The 12742-nt window shown below is 65.9% G+C and carries 10 protein-coding genes; 3 read left to right on the top strand and 7 right to left on the bottom strand.

Annotation, left to right across the window (positions count from 1 at the left end; translation table 11 throughout):
* Positions 1 to 73: 73 nt before the first annotated feature.
* Complete coding sequence (locus G3572_RS02305; RefSeq protein ID WP_164609050.1) at positions 74 to 937, top strand: NAD(P)-dependent oxidoreductase; 864 nt, start codon at positions 74 to 76, stop codon at positions 935 to 937.
* Positions 938 to 1062: 125 nt separating this feature from the next.
* Here G3572_RS02305 and G3572_RS02300 read toward each other — a convergent pair whose 3' ends face one another.
* Together G3572_RS02300 and hemB are read right to left on the bottom strand one after the other, a co-directional pair.
* Positions 1063 to 1626, bottom strand: a complete 564-nt coding sequence (locus G3572_RS02300) for a lipid-binding SYLF domain-containing protein (RefSeq protein ID WP_164609049.1) — start codon at positions 1624 to 1626, stop codon at positions 1063 to 1065.
* 164 nt (positions 1627 to 1790) lie between these two features.
* Entirely contained in the window at positions 1791 to 2798 is a 1008-nt protein-coding gene (hemB, locus tag G3572_RS02295) for a porphobilinogen synthase (RefSeq protein WP_164609048.1), read from the bottom strand.
* Between the two features lie 110 nt (positions 2799 to 2908).
* Between hemB and G3572_RS02290 the strand changes: the two genes are divergently transcribed.
* The gene (locus G3572_RS02290; protein WP_240335375.1) at positions 2909 to 3421 is read left to right on the top strand and encodes a component of SufBCD complex; all 513 of its coding nucleotides are present in this window, start codon (positions 2909 to 2911) and stop codon (positions 3419 to 3421) included.
* A 56-nt stretch (positions 3422 to 3477) separates the two neighbouring features.
* Entirely contained in the window at positions 3478 to 6951 is a 3474-nt protein-coding gene (gene mfd, locus G3572_RS02285) for a transcription-repair coupling factor (RefSeq protein ID WP_164609047.1), read from the top strand.
* Positions 6952 to 6978: 27 nt separating this feature from the next.
* Here mfd and G3572_RS02280 read toward each other — a convergent pair whose 3' ends face one another.
* The 5 genes from G3572_RS02280 to G3572_RS02260 form a co-directional block, all read right to left on the bottom strand.
* Entirely contained in the window at positions 6979 to 8193 is a 1215-nt protein-coding gene (locus G3572_RS02280) for a multidrug effflux MFS transporter (RefSeq protein WP_164609046.1), read from the bottom strand.
* Positions 8194 to 8249: 56 nt separating this feature from the next.
* Positions 8250 to 8897, bottom strand: a complete 648-nt coding sequence (locus G3572_RS02275; RefSeq protein WP_164609045.1) for a DsbA family oxidoreductase — start codon at positions 8895 to 8897, stop codon at positions 8250 to 8252.
* Positions 8894 to 10411, bottom strand: a complete 1518-nt coding sequence (locus tag G3572_RS02270) for a class I adenylate-forming enzyme family protein (protein ID WP_164609044.1) — start codon at positions 10409 to 10411, stop codon at positions 8894 to 8896. The genes G3572_RS02275 and G3572_RS02270 overlap by 4 nt, the downstream gene beginning before the upstream one ends.
* Positions 10412 to 10644: 233 nt before the next feature.
* Positions 10645 to 10770, bottom strand: a complete 126-nt coding sequence (locus G3572_RS02265; RefSeq protein ID WP_164609043.1) for an entericidin — start codon at positions 10768 to 10770, stop codon at positions 10645 to 10647.
* 25 nt (positions 10771 to 10795) lie between these two features.
* Complete coding sequence (locus tag G3572_RS02260) at positions 10796 to 12622, bottom strand: extracellular solute-binding protein (RefSeq protein ID WP_164609042.1); 1827 nt, start codon at positions 12620 to 12622, stop codon at positions 10796 to 10798.
* Positions 12623 to 12742 lie beyond the last annotated feature (120 nt).

Below are 12742 nucleotides of genomic sequence, written 5' to 3'. Positions count from 1 at the left end.
TGTTCTTGACGTCGGGGGTGGGCCTGTTACCTAAGACATCGTTGGCAAAAGGGCAATGCGAAGGGAGCAGGCGATGGCAAAGGTGGCATTCCTCGGGTTGGGGGTGATGGGGTTTCCGATGGCGCGGCATCTGGCGGCCAAGGGGCATGAGGTGACGGTTTATAACCGCAGCCCGGCCAAGGCGGAGGACTGGGTGGCCAAGCATGGCGGGCGGGCGGCGGCAACCCCGCGCGAGGCGGCGATGGGGCAGGATTTCGTGATGGCCTGTGTGGGCAATGACGATGACCTGCGCGCGGTCTGCGCCGGGCCGGACGGCGCTTTTGCCGGGATGGAAAAGGGCGCGGTCTTTGTCGATCACACCACGGTGTCGGCGCAGGTGACGCGGGAACTGTCGACTCTGGCCGAAGGGTTGGGGATCGGCTTTGTCGATGCGCCGGTGTCGGGCGGGCAGGCGGGGGCCGAGAACGGCGTCCTGTCGGTGATGTGCGGTGGCGCAGAAGAGGCATATGCCCGCGCCGAGCCGGTGATCGCCGCCTATGCGCGCATCTGCCGCCGTCTGGGCGAGTCCGGTGCGGGGCAGATCGCCAAGATGATGAACCAGATCGCGATTGCCGGTCTGGTGCAGGGTTTGGCCGAGGCGCTGGCCTTTGGCGAGAAGGCGGGGCTGGACGGCGAGGCGGTGGTCGAGGTCATCAGCCAGGGCGCGGCAGGATCGTGGCAGATGGTGAACCGGCACAAGACCATGCTGGAGGACAAGTTCGACCACGGTTTTGCGGTGGACTGGATGCGCAAGGATCTGGGCATCTGTCTTGCCACCGCCAATGACATCGGGGCCTCGTTGCCGGTGACCGCGCTGGTGGACCAGTTCTACAAGGATGTGCAGCGCATGGGGGGCGGGCGCAATGACACATCGAGCCTGATCCGGCGCTTGCGCTGAGGCGCAGCGGGCGGCTTGCCGCAATCCGCCCGATCCCGTTCGGGAGCGTCTTTTCCGTAACGAAAAAGGGCGCGCGTGCCGCTGGCCGCCCGCCCTTTTGGCTTCCCGAAAGACCGTGGTGCTGGTCAGGGGATGATGCGGTTGTACTTCACGCCCGCAAGCGTCGCACCGGCAATGAAGCCCTGTTGTCCGAACACAAGCGCGATCACCGGCTCGGCCTCGGTCGATTCCTTGCCGAGCGAGGCACCTTGCGCGGGGGTGGCATAGCGCACATCGGCCCCGACCGCCCAGCCGGGGCTGCGGCGGAACTGGCCGAGCGCTCCTTCGGTCATGAAGAACAGCGCATGGGCATATTGCTGCGCGCCGATCTGCAGGCCGAAAGTGGCGCGGGTGGCCGAATAGTAATCCACCGTGACCCCGCCGACACGCAGGGCACCGCGCCCGTAGCCGCCGCCATAGATCAAGCCGGCCTCGGTGATGAGCGGCATGATGAGCACGCCCGAGGCGCGATTGGCCAGATCGCGGGTGCCGGGGAAGGTGCTGAAGAGATATTGCTCGGTCGAGTTCACCCTTGCGTCGATCTGGGCTGCGGCCGTGCTGCCCACACCGTTGCCGCAGGCGGCCAAAAGGCCGCTGGCCCCGGTCGCCGCAAGGAAGCTGCGTCTGGAAAATCCGCCTGCATCGGTCATTTGCTGTCGCCTTCTGCCTCTCATGGCCGCCTTGCGGCGGGTGCGGGCTCTTTCTGGCCCTTGCGTGGAACGCTAGCAAAAATGTGAGCCGATGTCATCGGTTGAAAGCAGAGGCCGCGGGGCCTGCGCGGCAGATCGCCGAGAGGGTCGACACGGCGCAGGGGCTAGCCACGTCCCGCGTGCAGAGCGCGGGCGGCTTGCGGCGCGAAATAGGTCAGCACCGCATCACAGCCCGCGCGGCGGAAGGCCATCAGGCTTTCCAGCATCACGCGATCGCCGTCGATCCAGCCGTTCAGCGCCGCGGCGCGGATCATCGCGTATTCGCCCGAGACCTGATAGGCATAGGTCGGCGCGCCGAAGGTGGTTTTGACGCGGTGGATGATGTCGAGATAGGGCATGCCGGGCTTGACCATCACCATATCGGCCCCTTCGGTCAGGTCGCGTTCGATCAGGCGCAGCGCCTCGTCGCTGTTGGCGGGGTTCATCTGATAGGTCTTCTTGTCGCCCTTGAGCGCGCCCGAGGCCCCCACGGCATCGCGGAACGGGCCGTAGAAGGCGCTGGCGTATTTGGCGGCATAGGACATGATCGCAACATCCTTGTGGCCCGCGCCTTCCAGCGCCGCGCGCATGGCGCCGATCCGGCCATCCATCATGTCGGAGGGGCCGAGGATATCGGCCCCGGCCTCGGCTTGTGCGAGGCTCATCTTCACCAGGGCCTCGACCGTTTCGTCGTTGAGGATGATGCCGTCGCGCACCAGCCCGTCATGGCCCTGGGCGTTGTAGGGGTCGAGCGCCACATCGGTCATCACCGCGATCTCCGGCACCGCTGCCTTGATGGCGCGGATGGCGCGGTTGGCCAGATTGTCGGGGTTCCACGCCTCGGCGCAGTCATCGGTCTTCAGCGCGGGGTCGGTGTAGGGAAAGAGGCAGATCGCCGGAATACCCAAGGCCGCCGCCTCCTCCGCCGCCTTCACGATCAGATCGACGCTGAGCCGTTCCACCCCCGGCATGGAAGCGATGGGTTCGCGCACCCCGTTTCCGTCGCGCACGAAGACCGGCCAGATCAGATCGTTCACCGACAGCGTGTTTTCCTGCGACAGCGCGCGCAGGGCCGCCGATTTGCGCAGGCGCCGGAAGCGGGACGTGGGTGTGGGGGCAACGGTTAGGCGCATGAAGGGGCTCGCATCTGGTCAGGGGCTTGCAGCTTTTCCTTCTGCCTGACATGAAAAGCAGCGGCGCTGCAAGCCTTGCGCGCGAGATCCGGCAAAAGGTGCGATCTGTCTTGGAATGGTATGCGCTGATCTTCCTGTTGATCGACATGCGGTCGTTTTCCAGCCTGTGGTACTGGATCGTGCTGGCGGCGGTGTGGTCTTCTGTCAGCCATTGGGTGATGGGGGTGCCGTTTGACATGATCACCCGCGCCCGCAGGCACGGGGGCGAGGCAGCCGACGATCTGGCGCAACTGGCCGCGATCAACGCGCGGCGGATGCTGTATATCTCGCGCAATGGCGGGTCTTGGCTGATCGGGATCGTGTTTTTCCTTTTGACGCTGCTGGGCCTGCTTGCGGTGATCTACCGCGTTGAATTCGCGCAGGCGGTGCTCTTGATGTTCGCGCCGATGGTGCTGGTGGGATACCTGACCCTGCGGCTGGCGCTGCGGGTGGAAAGCCTGACGCCAGAGGGCGGGGCGGGGCTGGTGCGGCTGATGTTGCGGCACCGCTTCATGGTGCAGCTGATCGGGATGATCGCGATTTTCATCACCGCGCTGTTCGGCATGTATCACAATATCAGATAAGGCGCGCGGCCTTGCTGCCCTTGACGGGCGGGACAAGGGGCGTAGGTAAGGGCGCCATGAGCAAGACAGCATCCCACACCCCGACCGCGCGGGGCGACCGCATTCTTCTGGGCGGCGCGCCCGAAGGCTTTGATGCCCGCCTGCTGGCGCGCGAGCTTTCGCGCGGTGCGCCCGTGATCCATGTCGCCCGCGACGACAAGCGGATGGAGGCGATGCGGCTGGCGCTGGCGGTGATGGCCCCGCAGGCGGTGGTGCTGGATTTTCCGGCGTGGGATTGCCTGCCTTATGACCGCGTCTCGCCCAACCCCGAGATTGCCGCGCGCCGCATGGCGACGCTGGCCGCGCTGGCGGCAGGCGTGCCGGGGCCGTTCGTGCTGTTGACGACGGTCAACGCCGCCACCCAGCGGGTGCCATCGCGCGCCACGGTGGCCGCCAGCAGCTTTACCGCGCAGGTGGGCCGGAGGGTGGATGAGGCGCATCTGAAAGGTTTTCTGGCGCGCATGGGGTTCTCGCCCGTCTCGACGGTGGCTGAGGCCGGGGAATATGCCTTGCGCGGCGGGATCATCGACATTTTCCCGCCCGGCCATCCCGGCCCCGTGCGGCTGGATTTCTTCGGCGATGTGCTGGATGGTTTGCGCCGCTTTGATCCGGTGACGCAGCGCACGGTGGAAAAGCTGACGACGGTGGACCTGTCGCCCGTGTCCGAGGTGATCCTTGACGAGGCGTCGATCACCCGCTTCCGTCAGGCCTATCGCATCGAATTCGGCGTCGGCGGCGCGGATGATCCGCTCTATGAGGCGGTGAGTGCGGGGCGCAAGCATCAGGGGATGGAGCATTGGCTGGGCCTGTTCCATGACCGGCTGGAAACGCTGTTCGACTATCTGCCGGGTGCCAGCGTGATGCTGGACGATCAGGTGACGCCGATGCGGCTGTCGCGCTGGGAAGGCATTGATGATGCCTATGACTCCCGGCGCGAGGCGACGACGGCAAAGGGCCGGCTGGACACTGTCTACAAGCCTGCGGCACCGGGGCTGCTCTATCTGGACGATGCCGCATGGGAAGCGGCGGTGCAGGCGCACCGCGTGGTGCAACTGTCGCCCCATGCGCAAAGCCCCGGTCCGGGGGTGCTGGATGCAGCGGGACGGCTTGGGCGCAGTTTTGCGCCCGAGCGGCAAATGGAATCTGTCAGCCTTTTCGGGGCCTTGTCGGACCATATTCGCAAGCTGCGTGAAGATGTGCAGGTGGTCATCGCCTCTTGGTCCGAAGGCGCGCGCGAGCGGCTTGAGGGGCTGCTGCAAGATCAGGGCGTAAGCGGCTTTCAGCGTATCAAGGATTTCCGCGAGGTGCCGGAGGGGCGCGGCGGGCTGTTCCTGCTGGTCTGGGCGCTGGAGACGGGGTTTGTCGCCCCCGGTCTGGCGGTGATTTCCGAACAGGATGTGCTGGGCGACCGGATGGTCGGCAAACCGCGCCGCAAGCGCAAGGCCGACAACTTCCTGCGCGAGGTGGACACGCTGACACCGGGCGATCTGGTGGTGCATGTCGAGCATGGCGTCGGCCGCTATCTGGGGCTGGAGACGATTACCGCGCTTGGCGCTCCACATGCCTGTGTGGCGCTGGAATATGCCGACGCAGCAAAGCTTTACCTGCCGGTCGAGAACATCGAACTCTTGTCACGCTATGGCCATGAGGAGGGGCTGCTGGACCGTTTGGGCGGCGGCGCGTGGCAGGCCAAGAAGGCCAAGCTGAAAGAGCGGATCAAGGAGATTGCCGACCGCCTGATGCGGATTGCCGCCGAACGCGCGCTGCGCCATGCGCCCATCCTGGAGGCCCCGCACAGCATCTGGGAGGCATTCGCCGCGCGCTTTCCCTATCAGGAAACTGATGACCAGCTGGCGGCGATTGCCGATGTGGTGGCGGATCTTGAAAAGGGCAGCCCGATGGACCGGCTGGTGGTCGGCGACGTGGGCTTTGGCAAGACCGAAGTGGCGATGCGGGCGGCCTTTGTGGCGGCAATGGCGGGGATGCAGGTGGCGGTGATCTGCCCGACGACCTTGCTCGCCCGCCAGCATTACCGCAGCTTTGCCGAGCGGTTTCGCGGATTTCCCATATCGGTCAAGCCCTTGTCGCGCTTTGTGAGTGCAAAGGAGGCCAATGCCACCCGCGCGGGGATCAGCGATGGCACGGTGGATATCGTGGTCGGCACCCATGCGCTTTTGGCCAAGGGGGTGAAGTTCAAGAACCTTGGCCTGCTTGTCATTGACGAGGAACAGCATTTCGGCGTCGGCCACAAGGAACGGCTCAAGGAAATGCGGTCGGAAATCCATGTGCTGACGCTGACCGCGACGCCGATTCCGCGCACGTTGCAGCTTTCGTTGACGGGGGTGCGCGATCTGTCGATCATCGCCACGCCGCCGGTGGACCGTCTGGCGATCCGCACCTATGTGAGCGAATTCGACACGGTAACGATCCGCGAGGCGCTGCTGCGCGAGCGGTTCCGCGGCGGACAATCGTTCTATGTGGTGCCGCGCATCTCGGACCTGCCCGAGATCGAGGAGTTCCTGAAAACCCATGTGCCGGAGGTGAGCTACGTCATCGCGCACGGGCAACTGGCGGCGGGCGATCTGGATGACCGCATGAACCAGTTCTATGACGGCAAGTATGATGTGCTGCTGGCGACGACGATCGTGGAATCGGGCCTGGACATTCCCACCGCCAATACGATGATCATCCATCGCGGCGACATGTTCGGCCTGAGCCAGCTTTACCAGATCCGCGGACGGGTCGGGCGGTCCAAGACGCGGGCCTATTGTTACCTCACGACCAAGCCGCGCAGCCCGCTGACGCCGCAGGCGCAAAAGCGGCTGAAGCTCTTGGGGAGTCTCGACAATCTGGGCGCGGGCTTCAACCTTGCCAGCCATGACCTTGACCTGCGCGGCGCGGGTAACTTGCTGGGCGAAGAGCAATCGGGCCATATCAAGGAAGTGGGCTACGAGCTTTACCAGCAGATGCTGGAAGAAACGATTGCCAAGATAAAATCGGGCGAGATCAACGGGCTGGCGCCGATTGATGATGCGTGGTCGCCTCAGTTGAACCTTGGCCTGCCGGTGATGATCCCCGAGGATTACGTGGTCGATCTGGATGTGCGGCTGGGCCTCTACCGCCGCCTGTCGGGCCTGTCCACCAAGGTGGAGCTGGAAGGGTTCGCCGCCGAATTGATCGACCGTTTCGGGCCATTGCCCAAAGAGGTGAACACGCTGATGCTGATCGTGCGGATCAAGGCGATGGCCAAGCGCGCCGGGATTTCCCGTATTGATGCCGGCCCGAAGGGGGCCACGATCCAGTTCCACAATGACAAGTTCGGCAATCCGGCGGGTCTGGTCGATTTCATCAAGGCCGAGGGCGTGGGGGCGAAGGTGCAGGGCAACAAGATCGTGCTGATCCGCGACTGGAAAACCGAGGCCGACCGGATCAAGGGTGCTTTTGCCATCGCCCGCGATCTGGCGGAAAAGATCGTGCGGCCCAAGGGCTGATGCCTTGGGCCTGCGGCGCACGCGCGGTCAGAGCCTGCGCACCACCAGATAGGCAAGGCCGGAGAACAGCGTGACGCCGATCATCAGCGGCAGGGCGGTGCCGTTGAAGGCCAGCCCCACGGGCGCGGCAAGCGCCACCGAAAACACGGTGGAGAGCGCGCCGATCACCGATGCCGCCATGCCCGCGATATGGCCCACGGGTTCCAGCGCCAGCGCGTTGAGGTTGCCCACGGTGGTGCCGATCATGAAGAACACACCAATTGTCCAGACCAGATAGGCCAGAAACTCGACCGGAAACACTTCGGGCGCGGGCCAGAGGTCCAGCGTGAAGGCAAGGACGAAGGCGGCCGATACGAGCATCTGGGTGGCAAAGGAGATGCGCACCAGCCGCCGCATGCCCAGACGCATCACCACCGCCGCGTTGAGCAGCGACGAAGTGCCCGCCACCACAGCGATCAGCGCGAAGTAGAGCGGAAAGGTCTCGGCGCGGCCATAGGTCTGATCGAAGAGTTGCTGGGTCGAGGACAGGGTGCCGAACAGGGCAGCAAAGGCCAGCGTCTGCGCAAGGATCGACAGGCGGATGCTGCGCAGCGCCAGCACCTCGCGCAGCGCGGCCCAGAGGGGGGCCGCGCGGAACGGACGGCGCTTGGCCTGCGGCAGGGTTTCGGGCTGGCGGATCACCAGCCACAGCACCGAGATGGCCGAAAACATCAGGAAGGCCAGGAAGATGCTGCGCCAGCCAAAGCCCGCGATGATGACCTGCCCCAGCAGCGGGGCCACGGCGGGCACCAGCGTGAAGATCATCATGGCAAAGCTGACGATGCGGGCCATGCGCGGGCCGGAATGGACATCGCGCACAAGCGCCAGCGCCACCACCCGCGGCCCTGCAGCCCCCAAGCCTTGCAGCACGCGGGCCAGCAACATCGTCTCTAGCGTCGGCGCGACATAGGCGAGCAAGGCCCCCGCGCAGTAGAGCAGCGCACCGCCCACGATCACCGTCTTGCGGCCGAAGCTGTCGGAGAGCGGCCCCGCAAACAGGGTGCCGACCCCCATGCCGAACACAAAGCTGGTGAGGATGAGCTGCGCATTGTTGGGGGCCGCGGGCGACAGCTCGGCCGCGATGTCGGGCAGGGCGGGCAGCATCGCATCGATGGAAAAGGCGATGGTGGCAAAGAGCATCGCGATCAGCGCGACAAACTCGGTCTGGCCAAGCGCGCGCTGCGGGGGCAGGGAATGTGACATGGGGGAGTGTCCTTTCCCTGCCTCGCTAGCACGCGAGACGGGAGGGTGCCACGGCGCTAGCGGCCTGTGGGTTGTGCGCTGGCGCGCAACTCGGCGATGACATCGGCCCAGACCTGCGGCGGCTGCGCGCCCGAGACGACGTATTGGTTGCCGATGATGAAGCAGGGCACCCCTGTCACCCCACGCTCGCGCGCGTGGATGTCGCGGGCCTTCAGCGCCTCGGCATCCGCGTCGGTAGCGAGCAGGCGCTGCGTGACCTGGCGGTCCATCCCGCAGCTTTCGGCTATGTCGGTCAGCGTGGCCGGATCGCCGATGTCGCGCCCCTCGCGCCAATAGGCACGGAACAGCGCCGAGACGATGGCGGTCTGCCGCCCCTCCAGCCCGCCCCAATGGATCAGCCGGTGCGCGTTCAGCGTGTTGGGCATGCGGCGGATGGTGGAGAAATCGATGGCAAGCCCTGCCTCGCGCGCGGCCTGTTCGACGCGGGCGTAGATCTCGACCGCCTTGGCCTTGCCGCCGAACTTGGCCTCCAGATATTCGGCGCGGTCGACGCCCTCGGGCGGCATGCCGGGGTTGAGCTGGAACGGGTGCCATTCGATCTCGAACGGGTGATCGGGGGCAGCTTCCAGCGCGCGGTCAAGGTTGGCCTTGCCGATATAGCACCAGGGGCAGACCGGATCGGAGAAGATATCGAGCTTGATCATGAGAGCCTCAGGACGCGCAGGGCGCGGCGGTTGAGTTTGGCATTGGCCCCGCGCGGCAGCGCGGGCAGGTGATGGAAGAGACGCGGCTGCTTGTAGCGCGCCAGATGCGCGGCGGCATGGGCGGCAAGTGCCGCGTGGTCCAGCGGCGCGGGGGCGGTGTAGAAACAGGCGATGACGGTGACGCCGGGCTTGACCTCCACCTCGGTCACCGCCGCCTCGGCCAGACCGGGGAAGCGGGCCATCGCCGCCTCCACCTCCACCGGGCTGACGCGGTAGCCGCCCGCGTTCATCTGGTCATCGTCGCGGCCCAGATAGGTGACGGCCCCGCCTGCATCGATCACGATGCTGTCGCCGGTCAGGAACCATTCGGGCGTGAGCCGCGCGGCAGTGGCCTCGGGCGCACCCAGATAGCCCAGCATCAGGCCGGGATCGCGGCGGTCTATCGCAAGCTGGCCGGGGGTGCCGCGCGGCACCGGCGCCAGATCGGGTCCGAGGGCGGCAATGCGGCGCCCTGCCTGCGCAAAGCCGGTGGCACCCTCGGGGGCCGGACGCGCGGGAGATTCGGAGACAAAGGTCGAGATTTCCGACATGCCCAAGGCTTCGCAGAGCGGGGTGCCCGTCGCCTTGGTCCAGGCGGCGCGCACCTCGTGGCCCAGCTTTTCGCCCGCCGAAAGGCCGTGGCGCAGATGCGGCAGCGCGGGGAGCGGGCCGCGCAGCATCTGGCGAAAGACGCCGGGCGCGGCGGCGAAGATGGTGGCGCGATGCGCGGCCAGCAAGGTGCCAAGCTCTGCCGCCGCCACCGAAGGCGCGGGGATGAGCGCGGTGGCCCCGACTGTCCACGGGTCCATCAGGCCGGTGCCGAGCGTGTAGGTCCAGTTGAACGCCCCCGCGTGCAACAGACGGTCCGTCTCGCCCAGACCCTCCCAGTCGGCATGCATCATCTGCCTGGCAAGGATGGCGCGATGCGCATGCACCACCGCCATCGGCTGGCCCGAGGTGCCGGAGGTGAAGATGATATAGCCGGGGCGGTCCGGCGCGCCCTGATGGAAGGCAGCAGCGGGGAGGCTTTCCATCGCGCGGATGTCCGCGTCGGCCAGCACGGGGCAGTTCTGCCCCTCTGGCACCGCCACGCCGGGGCTTGCCACGATCAGCCGGGGCTGGATGCGCGCGGCCATCGGGGTGATCTCGGCGCCGGTGAGCTGCGAGGAGGTGGCCACCGGCACCATCCCCGCCGCGAGCGCGCCCAGAAAGAGGATGGGAAACTCGACCTGGCTGCCAAGGCGCATCAGGATGCGGTCGCCGGGCCGGAGCCCACGCGCCTGCAACCCCGTGGCGCAGCCCAGAACCGCCGCCAGCAGGCGGGCATAGCTCCATGTCTCGCCCCCCGCGGGCGTGACGATCTGCAGCGCCGGCTTGTCGGGCCAGCGCGCGGCAGAACGCCCGAGGACGTGCTGCGCCATGTTGAAGGACGCGGGAACAGTCGGGGCGGGGCCGGTTTCAAGAAGCGAAAGCATGGGGACTTGCCTAATCCGCCCCGGGCGCCGGTGCAATCCGAAACGCCGATCGAAAGCATCTCCGGCTTACCTCTGCGGACGCGCGGCGGAACCGCAAGGAGGCGCTCCGCGCGGGAGTATTTAAAAGCAGCAAGGCACAGGGCACCGCGCCTCCGCATTGCTGCTTTCCAAATACTCATCTTTTTGCCAGCCCGAGGCGCGCCGGGTTCAGGCGGCGCGCGACCGGCCGAGACTCAGCCCACCCAGCCTGCCACGCGGTTGGCACCGCCCGAGATGTCGCGGCCGATGCCGTCGATTGTCGCGCAGCCCGTGAGGGCCATGAGGGCGGCTGCGGCCGCGATCAGGGAAAGTTTGCGCATCTGTCTCTCTGCCCGTCTCTTGCTCTTATTGCTCATACCACCAGACTTCCGGCTGAAAGCCGATCCAGTCCCCGTAAAGTGGGGTGCGCTCGGGGAACTTCAATTCCTTGCGATGCGCCAGACGCGAGACGTCGGAATACCACATCGGCACCACATAACGCCCCGTGGTCAGCACCCGGTCGAGCGCCTGCGTGGCGGCCACGAAGGCTTCCTGATCGGGGGCGTTCAGCATGGCGTCGATCATCGCTTCGGCGGCGGGGGAGTTCATGCCCATCCAGTTGCGGGTGCCCGGTTCGGTCACGCCCGCCGAGCCCCAGTAAAGCGTCTGCTCGTTGCCCGGCGAGAGCGAAAGCGAGCGGATGTAATGGGTCATGTCGAAGGCATAGGTGTTGGTGCGTTCGACATATTGGGCATTGTCGACGGTGGTGACGCGGGCGTTGATGCCGAGGCGCTTCAGGCTTTCGACATAGATTTCCGCGGCGGCGATCATGTCGCGCGCGCCGTTGACCAGCAGGATCTCGAAACTCACCGGCTGGCCCGCCGGGTCCTTCAGCACGCCGGCATCAATCGTGTAGCCTGCCTGTTCCAGAAGGTCGGTTGCGGCGCGGATGTTGCGGCGGTTGGCTTCGGTTCCGTCGCCCGTCGGCAGGCTGTAGCCTTCGATCGCGCCGGGCAGGAGATCGGCACGGAAGGGCTCGAGCAGTTCCAGCACCTTGCCCTCGGCGGGGGTGCCGGGGGTGAAGCCAAGCGGCGAGTTGCCGAAATACGAGGGGATGCGCGGGTTCGCGCCGCCGTTGAGGGTCTGGTTCACCAGTTCGAAGTTGAAGGCGAGGATCAGCGCCTCGCGCACGCGCCAGTCGGTGAAGGGCGCGCGGCGGGTGTTCATCACGAAGCCCTCGATCCCCGAGGGTCGGCTGTGCGGGATTTCCGATTTCACGATGGTGCCGTTGCCCACCTCGGGCCAGTCATAGCTGCTGGCCCATTTGGCCGGATTGGTTTCGCGCCACGAGGTGATGAGGCCGCCCTTGAACGCCTCGAACACCACGCCGCCATCGCCGAAGTAATCGTAACGCACCTCGTCGAAATTGTGCTGGCCGCGGTTGAAGGGCAGGTCCTTGCCCCACCAGTCGGGGTTCTTGACGTAGCTGACATAGCGGCCCGTCTCGAACGGCCCGACCACATAGGGGCCGGAGCCGATGGGGGCCTCGAGGGTCGACTCGTCGAAGGCTTTGCCTTCCCACTGCGCCTTCTGCAGGATTGGGCGCAGGCCGAGGATCAGCGGCAATTCGCGGTCCACCGTGTTGAAGGTGAAGCGGATGGAGCGAGGGCCGGTGATCTCGGTGCTGCCGATCTTGTTCCACGCAGTGTGATAGCGCGGATTGCCCAAGGTGCCGAGCGTCTCGAAGGACCAGCGCACATCCTCGACCGTCACCGGACTGCCGTCAGAGAATCGGGCCTCTTCACGCAAGGTAAATTCTACGTAGGTGCGGTCCGCATCGGTGGTGATCGATTCGGCCAGAAGGCCGTAGAGGGTGAAGGGTTCGTCATAGGAGCGGCCCATCAGCGTCTCGACGGTGAGCGCCGAAAGACCCGCCGGAGCGCGGCCCTTGAGGATGAAAGGGTTCATGGAATCAAAGCTTCCCGATTCCCCGAAGACGATGCGGCCGCCCTTGGGCGCATCCGGATTCACATGGGGCAGGGACACAAAATCCGGTGGGAGGGCGGGCTCTCCATACATAGCTATGCCGTGCGCCGGAGAATCACCTACCTGTGAAAGCGCGGGAGCGGCCGTGACCGCCAGCAGTGCCGCGAGTGCAAATCCCTGTGTGATGTGGAAAAAATCTCGTCCCATTCCGGCAACATTCCCCCATGGCCTTGGATTCTTGGCCCCCAAGCTACGGCGGCTTGTGAGCCTTTTCAAACTTTTAACTTGGCCATCGGCGCGATGCGGCGTATATAGGATGCACTGCTC

The sequence above is a fragment of the Pseudotabrizicola algicola genome (assembly GCF_010915705.1).
Lineage (GTDB): Bacteria > Pseudomonadota > Alphaproteobacteria > Rhodobacterales > Rhodobacteraceae > Pseudotabrizicola > Pseudotabrizicola algicola.
Note: the sequence above shows the minus strand (reverse complement) of the source record. Positions and strands in the feature narration are given on the sequence as shown.